This is a genomic window from Rhodospirillales bacterium (genome assembly GCA_016710335.1).
Taxonomy (GTDB): domain Bacteria; phylum Pseudomonadota; class Alphaproteobacteria; order Rhodospirillales; family Defluviicoccaceae; genus JADJXQ01.
This window is the reverse complement of the sequence record JADJXQ010000001.1, coordinates 622,446-641,722: the sequence shown is the minus strand read 5'-3', so window position 1 is coordinate 641,722 and position 19,277 is coordinate 622,446. Positions and strand designations below refer to the sequence as shown.

Sequence of the window (19,277 nt, the reverse complement as noted above, 5' to 3'; positions counted from 1 at the left end):
GAGGCCCCCACCAGGACAGCAACGCCAACAACCCCTGTCAATCCTTCCGGGCGCTTGACCACATCCTCGCGCTGCGCCGCCGTCATGACCGCTTGAATGACACGGGACATGGTTCATCCTTGCGTCAAGTTGGAAAGACAAGGAAGGTGCCCCTGTCCGTGAACCCTTTTCCAGATCCGATGTAGCAAGCGACGTACTGAAGCGACAGGCGCTTGGTCATGAACCTCTCGAACCGGGCGCCCCGTTGCTTCGTCCCGGTTACCGGGACCGCAACCTCGTTGCGTCGCAGGAAGGAGATCGTCCACGGCGGATCGTAGAAAAGGGTCATCGGCTCACCGACCGCACGCCATCGGGATCCTGCGACAACCCGGTCGAGTTCGTTCGCGTGACGGGCGACACTTGTCGAGCCTCGCGACCCACTGAAGCGCAGGACGGCCATCGTCCGCTCAGGCACCTCGACGATGCGCACCGTGGGGTCGGTCGGTTCCGGCGCCGTTTCCGGCGTGAATCCGGCCGGCAGAAAGAACCGCATAACGTAAGGTCCCGAGGCCTGCGCCGTGGTCTCGACCGGCGCCGTCATCGCGATCTTCGCGGGCGCGGGTTTGGTCTCGACCGGCGCCGTCATCGCCACCGTCATCTGAGATCGATTGGCGCCCGAGATGTAGTTGAAGAGAGCCCGAAACGCCTTGTTGCGTCCGCTGCTCTCGTCCGGCGCCGCGACGGCCGTCTCGGCGGCCAACTGCGGCGGGTAGCGACGCACCTCGGTGTTGTCATCGAGTCGGGCGACAACCTCGTAGGAGGCCTGCTCGGTTCCCGAGCGTACGCCGAACAATGAGCATCCCGTCAGCAACAGCGCGCACATTACTGAACACCCCAGCGTCCGCATCATCGAGCCGAGCCGCGAAGTTTGGCTCGGTCGACGTTACGTGAACAGGTGAATCCCGGTTCACAACCTCCGCGGCGTTCGTGGAAGGGCCGGACGCCAGCACCTACCCAGACCCGTCAGGGCTGCCGGCGACACAGGTCCGGAATACGGCTCGACGATGGATTGCCGTGATTTTTTGTGGTGCCCAGGGGCGGAATCGAACCACCGACACCGTGATTTTCAGTCACGTGCTCTACCAACTGAGCTACCTGGGCACACAGCAAGGGGCGGACCGGCCTAGGGCTGCCCGCGCGGCTGAAAGCTTATAGGCAGGATCTCCGCCTTTGTCCAGATACGGCGAATGCAGCGCAGGATGGGATCAAGGTTCATTCTCCGGGTGATCATCGGGGAGCCCGCCGTCCTCTTCCTCGACCGGCACCCGGTAGACTTCGCCGAGCCAGCGCCCAAGGTCCACGTCGGCGCAGCGTTTTGAACAGAACGGACGCAACGCCGTCGTGGCGGGTTTGCCACAGATGGGGCAACGCCGCCGGCGCCGGGGAAGAGGCGTCACCTTGGCGCCGCTGTCGTCGGTCATCGCAGGCGGGTCTTTCGTTCGTTGGCGGGTTCGACGGTGGCAGCGGCGGCCGCCGTTACAGCGAAGCGGTCCGCCGCCATATCCTCCCGGACCACCAGGCTGAGCGGCCGCCCGAGGCGCGCCTCGGCCTCGTGCCGCGCCGGCGCTGCATTTCCAGAAAGAGCCGACAGCACCGCCGCCGGCGCCTCGATCGCCCAGGCGGCGCCGGGACGCGCCCGGTCCTCGACCATGACCGCCCGCAGAGCCTCCAGCGCCACCGTCAGAGGCGCTTTCACCCTTCCGCCTTCGCACGAAGGACAGCGCGCCGTAAGGCGACACGTCAGCGACGGGCCGGTGCGGGCGCGCGTCAATTCGACCAGCCCCAGGCTTGTAAAGCCGGCGAGTTGCACCGGCCGTGGATCGCCGTCCAGTCCGTGCCGCAATGCCGCCAGAACATGCTTGCGGTCGCCGCGCGAGCGCATCGGCACGAAATCGATGACGATATGGCCGCCCACCTCTCGTAACGTCAACTGCCGGGCGATAGCCGCGGCCGCCTCGAGATTCACCGCCAAGGCCGTTCGGTCGCGACCGCCGTGTTCGGCGCCGCCGGTGTCCACGTCGATCGCCACCAGGGCCTCGGTTTCGTGGATGCTGATCCGACCGCCCCCGGGAAGGCGGACCAACGGCGACAGCAGCGCCTCCACCTGCTCATCGACGCCCTCTGCGGTGAACAATGAGTATGAGGCGCCCGGCACCTCGATCCGGTCGGCCAGAGACGGCACGCCTGCGCGAAGCTCCGCCGCAATCCGTCCGTCGTCGACGAGGATGCGGCAGCGCGATTGACCACCATGCTCCGCCACCGCCGCCATCGCCGCGCCCGGTGCACGTCGGAGCAGAACAGGCGGGCTGACGCCGTCCGGTGCACCTGCAACGCCGGCCGGACGTCGGGTCAGCTTGGCGCCTTTGTCTCCTTCGGCTTGGCGCAGCACCTGCACCACCAGCGTGTCCCCTTGTGTCACGAAGTCGCCGATCCGGCCCGCGTGGCGGTCGACTGGCCGCGCTTCGGCGAGACCGAGGAACCCCGGGTTAGCCTCACCGACGTCGACGAGCGCGGCGTCCACGGCCGACATGACCTTGATCACCCGGCCGAGGACGATGTCGCCGACGCGCAACCCGTCACCGACGCGCTCGACAATCAGCCGCAACAGTTGGCCGGCCTCATCGAGACAGGCGACGCGGGTTTCGCCCGGCGATGCGGACACCAGGATTGCGTCAATCATGATCCGCGCGCCCGGTCTGATCGCAAGTCTGTTGCATCCGAGGGCCGCGGCAGAACCCCAATCCGTTCAGCAGCGCCGCCGTTTCGAACAGCGGCAGCCCGACAACGTTGGAGTAGGAGCCGTTGATGTGACGGACGAAAGTGGCGGCGAGCCCCTGTATGGCGTAGGCGCCGGCCTTGTCCCGCCATTCTTCCGAGGCGATGTAGCCTTCCACCTCGTCCTTCGTCAGGCGCTTGAACGCGACCATGGTCAGCACCAGCCGGCTGGCGGTGCGGCCCCCGGGCGCAAAGATGGTGACGCCGCCATACACCCGGTGTCGGCGACCCGACAGCAGTGCCAGACACTGCCGCGCCTCGGCCGCGTCGACGGTCTTCGGAAGCACCCGACGGCCGCAGGCGACGACGGTGTCGGCGCCGAGAACGAACGCGTCGGCGCACCTTTCCGCGACGGCCCGCGCCTTGGCCTCGGCGAGTCGCGCCGCCAACGCGCGCGGCAGCTCATTGCGCACCGGGCGCTCGTCGACCTCGGCCGGGAGCACCGCCGCGGGCACGACACCGATCTGCGCCAGCAAATCCCGCCGCCGCGGCGATGCCGACGCCAGGACCAGACGCGGCAGATCAGGTGAGCGGGAGCCGGGTGTCAACGGATCTGGTGTCGGCTCGGCGCCGAACCGAGGGATGGGTCATTTGTAGCGGAAGGTGATGCGGCCCTTGGACAGGTCGTACGGCGTCATCTCCACGTTTACCCGATCGCCAGCCAGGACCCGGATGCGATTCTTGCGCATGCGCCCCGCAGTGTGCGCCAACACCTCATGATTATTCTCGAGCTTCACCCGAAACATCGCATTCGGCAGAAGCTCGGTCACGACACCGGTAAACTCCATGATTCCTTCTTTGGCCATTACTCTCTCTATCCGTCCCGATTGGCCCTCTAAATGCGCGCGCGCAGCGGAACGGTCAAGTGCTTTCCATGACAGGCGAAACCGCGGAGAGCCTCACAAATCGGCCATCGGCACCCCGCGAAAGCGGTCCTGAATGCGTCGGATGAGATCGTCGCGCACGCCACGGAAGGCGTGGAGGCGCATCTCCCGGCTCGCTTCCCCAAGGCTTGGATCGAGGGTATTCCAGTAGATCGTCTCGCACGCCATCACCCGCGTCACCTCCACGGCCCGGTGGTGGGCTTCGGGCGACAGCGAGATGATTTCGTCGAACGACTCGTCCTCCAGGTCATCGAAGGTTTTCGGCCGATGGCGGGTGATGTCGATGCCGATCTCCTCCATCACCGCCACCGCGAACAGGTCAAGCCGTCCGTCGCGCACGCCCACCGAGTCCACGAACACCCTTTGGCCGAGGAGTTGCTTGAGGATGCCCTCGGCCATCGGCGAGCGGATGGCGTTGCTGGTGCACGCGAACAGCACTGCGGACGGTAGCTCGGCGGATTTCCGGACCATCGCCGTCAGGCCCGAATGTGCAGGACGCAGATCAGCGTGAACAGCCGCCGCGCCGTATCGAGGTCCATGTCGGCCGTGTCGGCGAGGCGCGCGCGCAGCAACTCGGCGCCGTCGTTGTGGAGGCCGCGCCGCCCCATGTCGATGGCCTCGATGCGGCTCGGAGTGGCAGTCTTGATGGATTTGAAGTAGCTGTCGAGGACCAGGAAGTAGTCCTTGATGATGCGCCGCAGCGCTCGCAGCGGCAGCGTGAAGCGGGCGAGCGGCCGCTCGGCATGGTCCCGGATATCGAACGCGAGCCGCTCGCCTTCTTCGATCCCCAGGTGCAGAACGTAAGGGCCGGCTTCTCCGTTGCAGAGCGCGAAGTGGTTCTCCTCGATCAGGTCGAAGAGGGCGGCGCGGCGCTCGTGCTCAACCTGCGCGCTCAGGCGGATCCGCACCGGCTCTTCCAGGTGCACTTGCGCGATGCGATGTCTCGGGTCTCGAGCCGCGTCGGCCACGGCGGATCAGCGGCCGGGCGCCCGGACGGGTCTGTTGAGGCGGAGCGCCACCGACCGCGCGTGTGCGTCGAGCCCTTCGGCTTCGGCGAGCACGACTGCCGCCGGGCCGATGGCGGCGAGCCCTTCGGCGCTGCAGCCGATGATTGTGCTCCGCTTCATGAAATCAAGGGTTCCGAGGCCGGACGAGAAGCGGGCGCTGCCAGCCGTCGGCAGGACGTGGTTGGGGCCGGCGACGTAATCGCCGACCGCTTCCGGAGTGAGGCTCCCGAGAAAGATCGCGCCGGCATTCCGGACTTTCGCAGCCAAAGCTTCGGGCGCGGCGACCGCAAGCTGCAGGTGCTCCGGCGCCACCCGGTCGATCAGCGCCGGCGCCTGGTCCAGATCACCAACAACGATGATGCAGCCGTGCTCCTCCCAGCTCTGCCGGGCGATGGCGCCGCGGGCGAGAGTTCGGAGGTGCGCCTCCACCTCCGCCGCCACGCGATCGGCGACACGCTCGTCGTCCGTGATCAGGATCGACTGGGCAGAAGCGTCATGCTCGGCCTGGGCCATCAGGTCGATGGCGATCCACGACGGATCGCACCCGCCGTCGGCCACGACCAGCACCTCCGACGGGCCGGCGATCATGTCGATGCCGACCACCCCGAACACCTGCCTCTTGGCGGCGGCGACATAGGCATTGCCGGGACCGACGATCTTGTCGACGGCGCGGATGCTTGCGGTGCCGTAGGCCAGCGCAGCGATGGCCTGGGCGCCGCCGATGCGCCAGATTTCGCTGACCCCGGCGATGCGCGCCGCCGCCAGCACCAGCGGATTGAGGGCGCCGCCGGGCGCCGGCACCACCATCACCATGCGCTCGACCCCGGCCACCGTCGCCGGCACCGCGTTCATCAGCACCGACGACGGGTAGGCGGCGGTGCCGCCCGGCACGTAGAGGCCGCAGGCGGCGATGGGCGTCCAGCGGGCGCCGAGGCGAACGCCGGCCGCGTCGGTGTAGTCGAGGTCCGCCGGCTTCTGGCGGGTATGGAAATCGGCGATGCGGGCCGCCGCCATTTCCAGGACTGCCACGGCTTCGGGATCGCACGCGTCGAGCGCCGCCGCAATATCCCGTTCCGTCACCCGCAGCCGGTCGAGGGTCAGTTCCGGATCGTCGAAGCGGCGCGTGTACTCCATCAGCGCCACGTCGCCGCGCTCACGGACGTCGGCGAGGATCGCCGCCACCGTATCTCCGACGTGGGCCTCGGCCTCGCGCTTGCTCGCGATCATGCGGGCGAACTCGGCCTCGAAGTCCGGGCCGCGGACGTCAAGCCGCGTCGGCACCGTGCGCCTCCCGAAACCGGTCAAGCCAGTCTCCGATCTCGGCCGGCCGCGTCTTCCAAGCAGTGCGGTTGACGCAGAGGCGCGAGGAGATGTGCGCGATGGTCTCCACCTCGATCAGGCCGTTGGCGCGCAACGTGTCGCCGCTGGAGACGAGATCGACGATCCGTTCGCAGAGGCCGAGCGCCGGCGCAAGCTCGATCGCTCCCGACAGTCGGATGCACTCCGCCTGGACGCCGCGGCCGGCAAAATGGCGGCCGGTGATTAGCGGGTACTTGGTGGCGACGCGCACGTGGCTCCAGCTCGCGGGATCGTCTTCTGCACTCAGTTCCTCGGGCTCAGCGACGGCCAAGCGGCACAGCCCGACGCCGAGATCGAGGGGTGCATACACTTCTGCATAGTCGAACTCCATGAGCACGTCGCTGCCGGCGACCCCCAAGTGGGCGGCGCCGAAGGCGACGAAGGTGGCGACGTCGAAGCTCCGCACCCGGATGACGTCGATCGTCGGCACGCTGGTGGCGAAGCGGAGCTTGCGACTCGCCTCGTCGTCGAAGGCCGGTTCAGGCACGATCCCGACGTGAGCCAACAGGGGCATGACCTCGCGGAGGATGCGCCCTTTCGGCAACGCCAGGATCAGTTTGTCGCGGGCGTCCAACGGCTCCATGCTGCATCTCAGTCCTTGATGCGCTCGATGTCGGCGCCGCAGGCGGCAAGCTTGTCCTCGATCCGCTCATAGCCGCGGTCGAGATGGTATACGCGGTTGAGGATGGTCTCGCCGTGGGCCGCAAGGCCGGCCAGCACCAGGGACACCGATGCGCGCAGGTCGGTCGCCATGACCGGCGCGCCGGAGAGCCGCGGAACGCCGCGCACGATCGCCGAAGCGCCGTGTACGTTGATGTCCGCCCCCATCCGGCACAGCTCGGGCACATGCATGAAGCGGTTCTCGAACACCGTCTCGGTGATCATCGCCGCCCCGCGGGCGACCGTCATCAGCGCCATGACCTGGGCCTGCATGTCGGTGGGAAAGCCGGGGTACGGCTCGGTCATCACGTCGACGCCGCGCACCGGGCCATTCAAGCTCGACACGCGAAATCCGTCGTCCGCCTCCTCGATCGCCACGCCGGCCGCCGTGAGCACCGCGGCGACCGTCTCAATCAGCTCCAGCCGCGTCCCGGTCAGCTCGACAGAGCCGCCGGCGATCGCCGCGGCAACGGCGTATGTTCCCGTCTCGATGCGGTCGGGCAGCACCTGATGGCGCGCCCCGTGCAGCAGATCCCGCCCCTTGACCTTCAACGTGTCGGTGCCGATGCCGTCGATTTCCGCGCCCATGGCGGCCAGGCACCGGGCGAGGTCGCCGATCTCCGGCTCGCGGGCGGCGTTGGCGATCACCGTCTCGCCGCGGGCGAGCGTCGCCGCCATCAGGATGTTTTCGGTGCCGCCGACCGTGACTGCCGGGAACACCACGTGCGCGCCGGAAAGCCCCCCCGGCGCCTCAGCTTCCACGTAGCCGTTGGCGATGTCGATGCGGGCGCCGAGCTGGCGGAGTGCGTTCAAGTGCAGATCGACCGGTCGCGGACCGATGGCGCAGCCGCCGGGCAGGGAGACCCGCGCCCGTCCAAGCCGCGCCACCATCGGCCCGAGGACCAGAACCGAGGCGCGCATCTTGCGAACCAGATCGTAGGGGGCTGTGGTGTGAGTGACGCCGCCGGCGCGAAGGCCCAGCACCCGGCCGGCATGGCCGTCGGGCGCGTTGCCGTTCATGGTGATGGCAACGCCCATCTCGCCGAGCAGATGGGCCATGGTAGCGACATCGGCGAGCTGGGGCAGGTTGTGCAGCTCCAGCGTCTCGTCCGTTAGCAGGCTCGCCGCCATCAACGGCAGGGCGGCGTTCTTGGCGCCGGCAATGGCAATGGTACCGGTGAGCGGCCTGCCGCCGCGGATGAGAATGCGATCCATGACGCTCCGGGTTACGAATTGGGTTCCACGTCGCCGGTGCTGCCGCCACCGCCAGCCGTGTCGCCACCGCGGCTCCGGGCCTGTGCCTTGCGCCTTTTCAAGTTTTCTCGCAATTCTGCGGCAAGCCGCTCGCGGCGATCGTCGCGCACGCTTCGCTTGTGGCGCTTGCGGTCCTCGGCATCCGGGCAGCAGTCGTGTGGCGGTGTCTCGGTCACGATGGCGCGAACTGTGACCGCCGCCGCCGCCGCCGTCAAGCCGCGACAACGGGACATGCCTGTCATGGTTGGCGACACCGATGGCACAGCATCGGATCGCGTCCTTGCCAGTGAGCTTCCCCCATGGCATGGTGGCGCCGCGTCCAACCGAGGCGCGGGAGCCGCCGTAGCTCAGGGGTAGAGCACACCCTTGGTAAGGGTGGGGTCGGAGGTTCAATTCCTCCCGGCGGCACCAGTCTTGCCAAGACATTACGGACCGATCGTACCAAGCGGCAGCGGCATACGGGCCGTTGGCGGCGGGACGATGATTGTCTGGATGATCGCCGCCTTGGACGGCGCCGCCGCGGTCGGGAGCTCAATGGCTGCGAGCCGTAAGCCTCCCGTCCTCAACCCTCTCCTGTTCTTGATCCGCAAACCTCGTCGCGGCGGCGAGATGTGCTGCGGGAACACCCGGCTTCGAATTCGGTGGGGCGGCGCTCATCCGCCGGCGTATGCATTATGGCGTGTTCGGGACTGGCGGAGATGCGGTAGACTGGCGGAACAGGGAAACGACCGCTTGTACGGGAACCATGGCCAGCCGGCTGCGCATCGCCCGTTTGGAGCCGTCCGCGTATGTGCCGCTGGCGAGCGACGCAGCGGCGACCTCGGAGCTGCACGGGCGGCTGCAGGCAGTCATTCGTCGGCACTTGCCGCCGATCACCGCGTCGCTGTTTGCGGCGCCGGCGCCGACGGCGGATGGCCGCTTCGTGGAGTGGTATTCGGACCTCGCGGGACAACCGGTGCCCTTGCCGAGGCTGCCCGAGGCGGACCGGGATGCGGCCCGCAGCCTCCTCCACGACCGACTGTCGTCGCTGCGGGAGTTGGCGGAGCGTCTGCCGGCAGTTGATCCGAACGCCGCCGATCTGGCCCTGCCGCTGCGACAAGCGCTTGCTTATCCGAGCGACGACAACGTCTTCGTCGTCGGCGGGCAGCCGGTGATCACATTCTGGGGACATGGCGCCGCAAGCGGAGCTCCGCCGGCCGGTCTGCCGCCGGGAACTGCGGTTGCGGCCGATGATGGTGCCCCGGGTGTTCGTCCCCCGGGTGTTCCTCCAACGGGAGTGTCGGGCGGGCCGTCGGCAGCCGCGGCGTCGGGCGACGCCGCCGCGGCGAGCGGTCGCGGCGGGATGGCTTGGTGGCTGTGGTTGTTGGTCGCGCTTGCGCTGGCGGCGGCGCTGGCGGTGGGCGCCTGGTGGTACTTCCGGGATCTGCGGTGGCCGCCGTGGGTCGACTACCAGGGCCTGTACGAGGCGGCTGTCGACGAGGAGGCCCGACTTCAGCAGGAGGTCGACCGTCTAGAATCAGGCTTGCGGCAACGGCTGCAACGATGCGCGCTGCAAGGCGATCTCATGGCGGCCGTCAGCGAGGAGGCCGCACTCCTGGAGCGGGTCGACGTCCTGCAGACGGAGGTGGTGCGAGCGCTGGAGTTGTGTCCGCTGCGGCGTCAGGTCGAAACCGCCGCGGCAGATGGCGCCGCGCTGGGCGGCCGCGTCGGAGAACTGGAGGCGACGCTGGCGGAGACGCTGGAGGCTTGCCGGCGGGCGGCGGAGGAGGCCGAGCGGCTGGCGGCGGAACAGGCGCGGCGCGGCGCGGAGGAGGAGGCGCGGCGTAAGGCCGAGGCCGACGCGGAGCGGCGGCGGGAGGAGACGGCACGACGCCAGGCCCAACAGCCTCCGCCAGCGGCGGCGGTGCCGCCACCCACGACGCCGCCGGGACTGCCGCCGTGTCCCGGCGAGCGGCCGCCGGAAGACGCGCCGGACGTGGCCATCGTGCTCGACTCGTCGGGCAGCATGAGCATGCCTGCCAACATGAGCGCAACGAACATCATGGGCGGCATTCTCGGCGGCCTGCTCGGCCTGCCGGGCGGCGCCATTCCCAGCGGGCCGTCGCGGCTGCAGTCCGCGAAGGAGGCGGTCAACAAGGTCGTGGGCGGCCTTCCCACCGACGTGGACGTCGGTCTGGCGGTGCTGGAGGATTGCCCGCGCGCTAGAAACTACGGCTTTTTCCCGGGCTCGGACCGGCAGCGGCTATACCGGACGGTCAGTGGTCTCCAGCCGATGAAGCAGACGCCGTTGGCGGACGGCATCAGTCAGGCGGGAAGCATGGTCGATGGCGTGCGGGCGCCGGCGGTGATCGTCGTCGTCTCCGACGGCCGCGACACCTGCCGCGGCGACCCCTGCGCCGTCGCCCGCGCCCTGAAGAGCCGGAAGCCCAAGCTGACCATCAACGTGGTCGACATTGTCGGTGACGGCGCCTCCAACTGCATCGCTCGAGCGACGGGCGGGCGCGTGCTGACGCCGCAAAGCGGCATGGCGTTCGAGCAAACCATCAAGAAGGCGACCGAGGAAGCGCAGAAACCGGCGCATTGCAAATGAACCGAATGATCCGGCTGATCGCGCCTTCCGATTTGAGTTTCCGGCGGCCAGTGGTAATGTGATGCAATGATTGGCGAACTGGTCGAGTTCTTGACGCACTGGCATCCGAACCGTCTTTCCATGCCGCGGGCAGCGTCATGAGCGGCGCCCTGCTGCGCACTGGCGGGCTTCAGGACTTCCACGCCCTCGGCGCCGTCGGCAATCCGGTCCACAGCGCCGCCAGTCAATTGCGGGCGGCGATGCGGCGGCAGTTGGGCGAAGATGTCGCCAACCTGTTCGCCATCCCCAAGCAGAACCAGCGCGGCGACGCGATTGATTGGTACGCGCCCACCGACGGCAACGTTGTGCCGTGGTCGGCAGCGACGCCGGAGGAACGCGCCGAGGCCAAGGCGGCGTTGCTGGCAGCGCGCGAACGGCTGGAGGAAAAGAGCCGGGCGCTGCAGCAGGAAGGCGATACGGAGCGCCAGATCTTCGGCAAGTTGCTGGCCCAGGCGACCCGCATCCCCAGCGACGAGCACGTGTACCTGGTCGATGGCAGCCCGGTGATGACGTTCTGGGGATTCACCGAACGTGGCGCGCAGCCCGGCTACGACGTCATCGGCAGCCTTGATGCCGGCCACCGGTCCGCTTCCGTACTGCCTGCAGCGGTGCCGGATGCCGCTTACGATGATGAGGGCGAGGGGTTGGCGACGGGGCCGGTGGCCGTCGAGGAGCGCCGGCGCCGGCCGTGGTGGATGTGGCTGCTGCTGATTCCGCTGTTGCTCCTGTTGCTGGCGCTGTTGCTGTTCGGCCTGCAGGAGTGCGGGTATTACGACGTGCGGGGGCTGTTAGGTCTTGCGCCGGACAAGCCGCCGGTGATCGAAGAGACGCTCGAAGAACCCGGGGTGGACGACCGGACGGATCAGGTCGAGATCCACGACGGCGCCGCTGGACTTCATGATCGCGACACGGTGGTCGATCGCGACACTGTCATCGACCGCGGCGTGGTCATCGACCGCGACGGCACTGCAACGACAACCGTGATCGACCGGGACGGTGGTGGCGTCGTCGATGACGGGATCGTCGGCGACCAAGCCGTCACCGGCGACACCGGAACCGCGGTCGAGGGCGATGCAGCAGCGCTTCCCCCGGAGGGCGAAGCGGCCATCCCTGATGCCGAGGGCGCCGGCGCCGAGGGCGAACAACCGCTGGCCGAAGGCGAGGCGACCGCCGAACCGGACGCGGGCGCGCCCACCGAACCAGACGCGGGCGCGCCGGCCGAACCAGATCCGGGCGCGCCGGCCGACGCGCCGGTTCCGGCGGACGAACAGGCGGCGCCATCGGAGGCTTCGGCCGACGCGCCCGTCCCACCCGAACTCACGCCTCCTCCTGGGAGCGCTCCGCCCGGGTCGCCTCCGGAGGCCGCGCCCGGCGCGCCGCCGCCGGACGTGTCGGCGCAGCCGGGTGCCTCCGGAAGCGCGGCACCGGCGAGCGACCCGTTGCGCATCCCGGCCGGCGCCGCCGCCCAGGGGTCAACGCAATTTCTCGATGGGCAGTGGCGGTCGGTCACCGGCCTGCAGGACGCCGAGGGCCGGCCGATGCAGCTTCAGTATCAGTTCAAAGACGGCCAGGGTACTGCCAACCTTCGCTATCAGGTTGGCTCCGAGCAGCGCACCTGCAGCGCTCCGGTGAACTCGCAAATGAAGGACGGCAAGCTGGTCATCGAGGGGCAGCAGGATTTCCGCTGCCCCGACGGGCGCACATTCCAGCGATCGCGGGTGGAATGCACGCCGGGCGAACAGGGGCGCGCCCGATGCCGCGGCGTTAATCAGGACGGCTCCAGCTATGGCGTGCGGATCGTGAAATAACACGGAACAAGGCCGTCGCAGAACGCTCGCAGGGAAACACGGAGCATGCTGGGGGAACTCGTCACTTTTTCGGAACAAGCAACGCTGATCATGCGGAGCGGCGTGCAGTTCATGGACTTCGGCCTGACGCTCGATCTGCGCAAGGAGCCGTCCGGAGAATTCGCAATCCAGGCCAGTCGCGGCTCGCTTGCGCGCCTGGAGTACGATGAGCGCGGCGATCGCTATGTCCATCCCGGCAACCCGACGGTGTCAGTGACTCCAAAAGAAAGCATCGCGGTCGACGAGACGTTCAAGCTGCTGGAGGGCTGCTGGCTGCCGCTGCCGGTGCTCCGCGCCGGACCCCAGCGACAGTTCGCGGAGGGTCCGACCACCTGGGCGCGCGGGCGCATCGTGCGGGTGGCGGAGGGCGAGGACCTGCAACGCCACACCCATCGCCTCACCATCGCGTTCGACACCGGCATCTTCGAGTCGATCGAGGACCTCGCTTACCTCGCGCCGACGCGCGCCGACGTGCAGACCGGCGCCTCGTTCCTGCTCGCCCACCGAGCCCACGAGATGGGCTGGTTCACGGAGGTTCCGTGGGTCAAGGAGTGGATCAAGGAGGTCTATCAGGATCAGGCCGCGCTCCGTCTCGGCATGGCCCGCGAGGACATCGACGACGAACTCGTCAAGCTGATCCATCACGCCCACTACCTCAATTTCCTGGCGATGATCGGCGCGCACGCGGACATTCCCGAGATCCGCATCCGCTCCAACGCCCGCGACGACGTTCTTGCGCCGATCCCGGTCGACATGGTGCTCGACGTCGGCAATTCTCGGACCTGCGGCATCCTTATCGAGGATCACCCGCAACAGGAACACGGCCTCAAGAACCGCTATCAACTCGCGCTGCGCGACCTGACCGAGCCGCATAAGATCTATGCGGAGCCGTTCGAAAGCCGCATCGAATTCGCCCAGGCCATCCTCGGCAAGGAGCACCTCGCCTGCCAGAGCGGCCGCAATGACGCCTTCGTGTGGCCGACCATCGCCCGCGTTGGGCCGGAGGCGGCGCGCCTCGCCAATCGCCGCCGCGGCACCGAAGGCTCGACAGGCCTCTCCAGCCCCAAGCGCTACCTGTGGGACGAGGACCGCTACGAGCCCGGCTGGCGTTTCAACGTCGCGTTCAGCGGCTCGGAAATCGAGCCCCATGCGACCGGCGCACCGTTCGGCAACCTGATCAACGAAATCGGCGACGCGCTCTATCTGCTCGATCCCGAAGACCGCATGCCGGTGTTCATGCCGCACTATTCGCGGAGCGCCCTGATGACGTTCATGCTCGCCGAAGTGCTGGTGCACACCCTGGTGCAGATCAACAGCCCGGCGCAACGCCTCAAGCAGGGCGATCCCGAGAAGCCCCGCCACCTGCGCTCGATCATCCTCACCGTGCCGCCGTCGATGCCGAAGCCGGAGCGCGACATCTTCGCCGCCCGCATGGAACAGGCCATGGCGCTGGTGTGGAAGGCGCTCGGTTGGCACCCGGAAGACGACACCATGGACGCCGATGGGCAAAGCACGGCTTGGCCGCCGTTTCCCGCCGTGCACACCCATTGGGACGAGGCCACCTGCGCGCAGGCGGTCTATCTGTTCAGCGAGGCGCACGAGCATTTCGCCGGGCGCGCCGAAGACTTCTTCCGGGCCATCCGGCGCAAGGCCACGGGGGACGACGGCAGCCGCATTACGGTCGCTTCGATCGACGTCGGCGGCGGCACTACGGACCTCGTGGTGAGCGACTACCGCCTCGATACCGGACAGGGCGCCAACGTCTACATCCTCCCGGAGCAGCGCTTCCGCGACGGCTTCAAGATGGCCGGTGACGACATCCTGCTCGAGGTCGTGCAGCGCCTGGTGGTGCCGGCGATCGAGGACAGTCTACGCGAGCGCGGCGTCAACGATCCGGCGCCGCTGCTCTCGCGGCTGATCGGCTCGGAGCCCATCCCGGTGCAGCAGAGCGCGCTCCGCCAGCAACTGGCGCTGCAGGTGATGTACCCGCTGGGGCTCAGGATTCTCAAGGACTACGAGAACTTCGATCCGGTCGCAGGCGCCGAGGTGGAGACGCTCACCATACGTGACATGCTGGCCGGGCGGGATGCGCCGTCGCCGCAGGTGCTGCACTACTTCGCCACCGGCGTGCGCCGCGAGATCGGTTCGGCGGGCGGCGACTTCGACCTGATGAGCGTGCCGATCGCCAAGGACCTCGGCCGCCTCCACCGCGGCTTTCTGGAGGACCAGTTCGAGATCTGCAAGGTCATCCAGTCGCTGTGCGAGATAGTCCACCTCTACAATTGCGACGTGCTGTTGCTGAGCGGCCGACCGTCGCGCCTGCCGGGCATCCAGGCGCTGTTCCGGCTGTTGCTGCCGCTGCCGCCCGACCGCATCGTTCCGCTGAATGGCTATCGCACCGGCACCTGGTATCCGTTCCACCGCGACGGCCGGGTGCAGGATCCAAAGACGACGGCGGCGGTGGGGGCGATGATCTGCAAGGTCGGCGGCGAGCGGCGCATCCCCAACTTCAATTTCCTCGCCAACACCTTCGCGGCCTATTCGACGGTGCGCAACATCGGCCTGATGGACCAGAACATGGTCATCTCCGACGAGAACGTTTTCTACCGCAATGTCGATCTCGACGACGAGGACTACGAGCTGCCGGAAACGCCGTTCGAGGTGCGCTCACGGATGATCCTCGGCTTTCGGCAATTGGATAGCGAACGCTGGGGCGCGAGCCCGCTTTATGTCCTCGACCTGACCGACAAGGCGAAGCGCGCCCTGGGGCGAGCCGACCGCGGCGAACCGGCGGTCCTCAAGGTGCAACTGAAGAAGGACAAACGCCGTCGCGCCGAGCGCTTTGAGGTCGCCAGCGTCACCTCGGAGCAGAACGTCAACGTGAACCGCCAGGATCTGATCCTAAAGTTGAGCACGCTTACCACCGTCGGCATGGGCGAGAACAGCTACTGGCTGGATACGGGCAGCATCATCCGATGAGCACTAACACGCCGGAAGCGCTCAGCGCCCGCTGCAAATCCATCTTCAAAGGCGCCGGCGAGGCCATCTCCTGGGTCGCGGAGGTTCGCGGCAACTCGCAGCGCCTCGATCGCGACGCCGATGGCCTGATCGAGCGGCTGCGGCGCACGCGCAACCTGTCGCGCCGGCTTGGCGCCGCCGCCAAGCGGCCGTTCTCGGTCGGCGTGTTCGGCATGTCGCAGGCCGGCAAGTCGTACCTTGTCTCGACGCTGGCTCGCGGTGAAGACGGCAACATCAAGACCAGGCTAGAAGGTCATGATCTGCAGTTCATCGGACACGTCAATCCGCCCGGCGGCGGCAAGGAGGCGACCGGGCTGGTCACCCGCTTCACCCGCCAGACGATCGAAGCCCCAAAAGGCTATCCCATCGAGTTGACGCTGTTCTCGGAGGCCGACGTCGCCAAGATCCTCGGCAACAGCTTTTTCAACGATTTCAATCGGGAAAAGGTCAAGTTCAACACCGAGGCGATCCATATCCGCCAGCATCTGGCGGCGCTCGAAAAGCAACGCCAGCCCAATCCCACCGGCGGCATCAGCGAAGACGACATGGTCGACATCCGCGACTATTTCGAAAACCGCTTCGAGCAGTCGATGGCGCCCCTCAGCGCCGACTTCTGGCCCGCCGCCATCGAACTGGCGCCGCGGCTGCCGCCGGCGGCGCGGGCAAAGTTGTTGTCGGTGCTGTGGAACGAGATCCCCGAACTCACCGATGCCTACCTGCTGCTCCGCAACGCACTTGCAGAGGTGTCTTTCGCCGGGCGTGTCTACGTGCCGTTGGAGGCGCTGGTCATGGGCAGCGGCGCGAACCTCGAATGGCGTCCGGACAGCATCCTCAACGTCGACGTGCTCAACCGTCTCGGCAAGGACGGGAGTGGGCCGCTCGCCGTGCTGCCGGTGACCGACGAGGAGGTGCTTCCCGAAGTCGGCGTGGCGCGATCGCTGCTTGCCGCACTCACGGCGGAGATGAAGTTCGTGCTGGCCGACAAGCCGGTGGCGAGCCTGCTCGAAAGCGTCGATCTGCTCGACTTTCCCGGCTACCGCGGCCGCCTCGACGTCGTGGACATGGCCGAGGTGCGGAAGGAGGTGAAGGCGGAAAATGACCCGGTGGCGCAGTTGCTGCTGCGCGGCAAGGTCGCCTACCTGTTCGAGCGGTACACCGAGGACCAGGAAATGAACGTTCTGATGATGTGCACCCGCTCAGACATCCAGATCGAGGTGACGACCCTGGCGCCGGCGTTGTCGGCGTGGGTGCACAACACCCAAGGCATCAAGCCGGAGGCGCGGGCGGCGCGGATGCCGGGTTTGATGTGGGTGCTCACTCAGGTCGATCGCCGCCTTGAAGCCAAGCCGGGACTGACTGCGAGTCAGCAGGCCGAAGAATGGACCAGCATGATCCACATCACCCTGCAGGAAAAATTCGCGGGGTGCGACTGGCTGAACGATTGGGCAAACAGCCAGCCGTTCAACAACGTTTTCCTCGTCCGCAAGCCGGGCATGCTGCCCAGCACCTTCAAGGTCGATAAGAAAGAGCAGGAGTTCGATTTTCTCAATCCGGAAGCACAACAAAGATTGAGCGTGCAGCGGTCGATGTTCGTGGACAACGACGCCATCCGGCGCCACGTGCGGGATCCGGGCGAAGCATGGGACGCCGTCGTCGGCATCAACGACGGCGGCATGAACAGGCTCGCGGATTACCTCGCGGGCGTCGCCGTCCTGCAGACCAAGCTCGACCGGATCAAGGAGCAGATCGACCAGATCACCGAGGAGATCGCCGACCATCGTTTGGCTATCTACTATCAAGCCGAGGGCGCAGGCGAGGTGGAGAAGAAGCAGCGCATCGGCGAGCAGGTGTCGGACGCCATCGTGTCCAACCCGGACGCGTTCGGCGAACTGTTGTTCAGTCTGCAGCCTTCCTCCGAACAGCTCCGCCGGCTCTATCTGCGGGCGGAGGCGAGCCCGTCCGGTGACGGTGCCGGCGGTAACGAGCCGGAGGCCGGGCCGAAGTCAGGGCGCCGCAGAATGATTAACCTGCCGGGCGGGAGTGCGCTGAGCGACGACAAGCGGATGGTCAATGCCGGTCGCGCCGGGGTGTTCGCCAAGGCGGTGATCAGCGACTGGATCCGGCGGCTCCGGGAGATTCCGGACAACCAGCCGCTGGCGCGGCATCTCGACCTTGCCGGAGAGATCCTGCAGGCGCTGACCGACGAACTGGTCACCGGCTCCGACCGCTGCCGGGTCGAGGAAGATCTGGTTGCGGTGTTGCGGCCGCTGGAGGACAAGCGGTCGACGACGCGCATCGGGATCGTCGATCAGCAGGTCACCCTGGCGACGGTGGTGGTCAACGACTTTGTGGACTATCTCGGCTACGCCGGCACGCCCATCGCGGATCGCCCGGACTCACCCATGGACGGCCGCAAGATCTTTCAGCCGCCCGAGCCGCTCGGCCCCAAGGCGCTGCCGCGCCTGGCGCCGGAGGAGCCGCCCTACACCGGCACCTATATCGTCGACTGGCTGGCGGCATTCCGCAAAATGGCGATCGGCAATGCCGGGCACAGCGCCGGCCGCGAGATCACGCCGGAACAGAACCTGCGCTTGGGAACAATTCTAGCGGATGTGCGCGGTCAGGATCCGGCCGCGGCCTCGGCCTGAGCGGTCACGGGACGGGGGAGAGACACGCCTTGGCGATCCAGTGCGATTTGGACAGCGACAAGGACCGCGGCCCCGGCCACGGCGTGCTGAAGATCACCGGGCTCGGTCCGGTGGACGGGCCGTTGGACCTGTCGCTGATGCGGAACCAGGGCACCGCGCCCTATCTTGGCCGCGATGGGCACTGGCAGGCGACGGAGGCTTGGCACACCGTCACCGGTGTGGAGTCGCGGGGGGATGCGTTGATTGCCCGGGTCGGGCCCGGCATCGTGGATGCGATCGTCGCCTTGCCGCCGACGGTTGCCTACCGGCTGACTGCCGCCGACGGCGCCCGCAAGCAGGTCGGGACGCTGAAGGTCAACCGGCCTCTGCTGGGCTCCACCGCCGCTGCCGCGGAAGAGCGACTGCAGCCCGCGCCGCCACCACCACCGCCGCCGGAACCTGAGCCTGAGCCTGAACCTGAGCCGGAACCTGAGCCGGAGCCCCGCCCGGAGCCGATCGCCGCCGCACCGGCGCCGCCGGTCGCCACGGCGGCCTCGTCGCCAGAAAGGCGGCGAGGGTGGCTGCCGGTGCTGCTCGCGATAGCAGTCCTGCTGCTGCTTGTCGGTGGCGGCGTGTACGCCTATCTCAACTGCCTGATCTCCGGCTTCGGGCCGGCGAGCTGTGCGGCGCCGGAACCAGAACCGGAGCCTGAGCCTGAGCCGGAACCTGCCCCCGTGCCGCCGCCGCAGCCGACCGCATGCACCGATGCGGACTCCTGCGTGGCAGCCGCGGCCGCCGCCGTGGAGGCGGGAGAGACGGAACGCGGACGGGAGCTGTACCAGAAGGCGGCGCGCCTCGGCTCGGTCCCGGCCAACGTGCGCATCGCCGAGATGTACGATCCGGATACCTGGTCGGCGGAAACCAGCCCGCAGCCCAACCCGGACTGGGATACCGCCGCGTACTGGTATGAAGAAGCCGCGCGTCAGGGTGACCGGGGCGGACAGATCGGCGCCGGCCGGGTGTTGTGTCGCCATGCGACCGACCGCGTGCAGCGGGAGCGGGGCCTCCGCTACTTGGAGGACGCTGTCGCGGGCGGCGGCGGCGACGATGCGCTGCAACAGCTTGTGAGCGAGTGCAAAGGGAAGCTGGAATGATCGGAACTCGCGGCGCCAGGGCCT

At 67.8% G+C, this 19,277-nt stretch carries 16 protein-coding genes and 2 tRNA genes; 6 read left to right on the top strand and 12 right to left on the bottom strand.

Translation table 11 applies throughout. The features are described 5' to 3' along the window. Window positions 1–124: 124 nt before the first annotated feature. From IPM60_02980 to IPM60_02925, 12 genes are all read right to left on the bottom strand, one after another. Window positions 125–832 (bottom strand): heme-binding protein, encoded by a 708-nt coding sequence (locus tag IPM60_02980; GenBank protein ID MBK8906882.1) that lies wholly within the window; start codon window positions 830–832, stop codon window positions 125–127. Window positions 833–1,064: 232 nt separating this feature from the next. Further along, window positions 1,065–1,140 (bottom strand) — tRNA-Phe (locus tag IPM60_02975). A gap of 104 nt (window positions 1,141–1,244) precedes the next feature. After that, complete coding sequence (yacG, locus tag IPM60_02970; GenBank protein ID MBK8906881.1) at window positions 1,245–1,460, bottom strand: DNA gyrase inhibitor YacG; 216 nt, start codon at window positions 1,458–1,460, stop codon at window positions 1,245–1,247. Beyond that, the gene (locus tag IPM60_02965) at window positions 1,457–2,719 is read right to left on the bottom strand and encodes a ribonuclease E/G (GenBank protein ID MBK8906880.1); all 1,263 of its coding nucleotides are present in this window, start codon (window positions 2,717–2,719) and stop codon (window positions 1,457–1,459) included. The genes yacG and IPM60_02965 overlap by 4 nt, the downstream gene beginning before the upstream one ends. Then, a complete protein-coding gene (maf, locus tag IPM60_02960) occupies window positions 2,712–3,335 on the bottom strand; it encodes a septum formation protein Maf (GenBank protein ID MBK8906879.1) in 624 nt (207 codons plus the stop codon). The genes IPM60_02965 and maf overlap by 8 nt, the downstream gene beginning before the upstream one ends. A gap of 66 nt (window positions 3,336–3,401) precedes the next feature. Next, the gene (gene infA / locus IPM60_02955) at window positions 3,402–3,620 is read right to left on the bottom strand and encodes a translation initiation factor IF-1 (protein ID MBK8906878.1); all 219 of its coding nucleotides are present in this window, start codon (window positions 3,618–3,620) and stop codon (window positions 3,402–3,404) included. Window positions 3,621–3,713: 93 nt separating this feature from the next. Continuing rightward, window positions 3,714–4,169: an arsenate reductase ArsC gene (locus IPM60_02950; protein MBK8906877.1), complete on the bottom strand. Its 456-nt coding sequence runs from the start codon at window positions 4,167–4,169 to the stop codon at window positions 3,714–3,716. A gap of 5 nt (window positions 4,170–4,174) precedes the next feature. After that, window positions 4,175–4,666: a UPF0262 family protein gene (locus IPM60_02945; protein ID MBK8906876.1), complete on the bottom strand. Its 492-nt coding sequence runs from the start codon at window positions 4,664–4,666 to the stop codon at window positions 4,175–4,177. A gap of 6 nt (window positions 4,667–4,672) precedes the next feature. Next, complete coding sequence (gene hisD, locus IPM60_02940; GenBank protein MBK8906875.1) at window positions 4,673–5,932, bottom strand: histidinol dehydrogenase; 1,260 nt, start codon at window positions 5,930–5,932, stop codon at window positions 4,673–4,675. A gap of 37 nt (window positions 5,933–5,969) precedes the next feature. Then, window positions 5,970–6,647, bottom strand: a complete 678-nt coding sequence (locus tag IPM60_02935; GenBank protein ID MBK8906874.1) for an ATP phosphoribosyltransferase — start codon at window positions 6,645–6,647, stop codon at window positions 5,970–5,972. A gap of 8 nt (window positions 6,648–6,655) precedes the next feature. After that, window positions 6,656–7,939: a UDP-N-acetylglucosamine 1-carboxyvinyltransferase gene (gene murA, locus IPM60_02930; protein ID MBK8906873.1), complete on the bottom strand. Its 1,284-nt coding sequence runs from the start codon at window positions 7,937–7,939 to the stop codon at window positions 6,656–6,658. An 11-nt stretch (window positions 7,940–7,950) separates the two neighbouring features. Beyond that, the gene (locus IPM60_02925; protein ID MBK8906872.1) at window positions 7,951–8,211 is read right to left on the bottom strand and encodes a hypothetical protein; all 261 of its coding nucleotides are present in this window, start codon (window positions 8,209–8,211) and stop codon (window positions 7,951–7,953) included. A gap of 103 nt (window positions 8,212–8,314) precedes the next feature. Between IPM60_02925 and IPM60_02920 the strand changes: the two genes are divergently transcribed. From IPM60_02920 to IPM60_02895, 6 genes are all read left to right on the top strand, one after another. Next, window positions 8,315–8,389: transfer RNA gene (locus tag IPM60_02920), tRNA-Thr, on the top strand. A 334-nt stretch (window positions 8,390–8,723) separates the two neighbouring features. After that, entirely contained in the window at window positions 8,724–10,568 is a 1,845-nt protein-coding gene (locus IPM60_02915; GenBank protein ID MBK8906871.1) for a VWA domain-containing protein, read from the top strand. 137 nt (window positions 10,569–10,705) lie between these two features. Further along, a complete protein-coding gene (locus tag IPM60_02910) occupies window positions 10,706–12,415 on the top strand; it encodes a hypothetical protein (protein ID MBK8906870.1) in 1,710 nt (569 codons plus the stop codon). Window positions 12,416–12,460: 45 nt separating this feature from the next. Beyond that, window positions 12,461–15,433 (top strand): virulence factor SrfB, encoded by a 2,973-nt coding sequence (locus IPM60_02905; protein MBK8906869.1) that lies wholly within the window; start codon window positions 12,461–12,463, stop codon window positions 15,431–15,433. Beyond that, window positions 15,430–18,120: a putative virulence factor gene (locus IPM60_02900; protein MBK8906868.1), complete on the top strand. Its 2,691-nt coding sequence runs from the start codon at window positions 15,430–15,432 to the stop codon at window positions 18,118–18,120. Before IPM60_02905 ends, IPM60_02900 begins: the two co-directional genes overlap by 4 nt. Before the next feature lie 29 nt (window positions 18,121–18,149). Then, entirely contained in the window at window positions 18,150–19,253 is a 1,104-nt protein-coding gene (locus IPM60_02895) for a sel1 repeat family protein (GenBank protein ID MBK8906867.1), read from the top strand. Window positions 19,254–19,277: the final 24 nt, after the last annotated feature.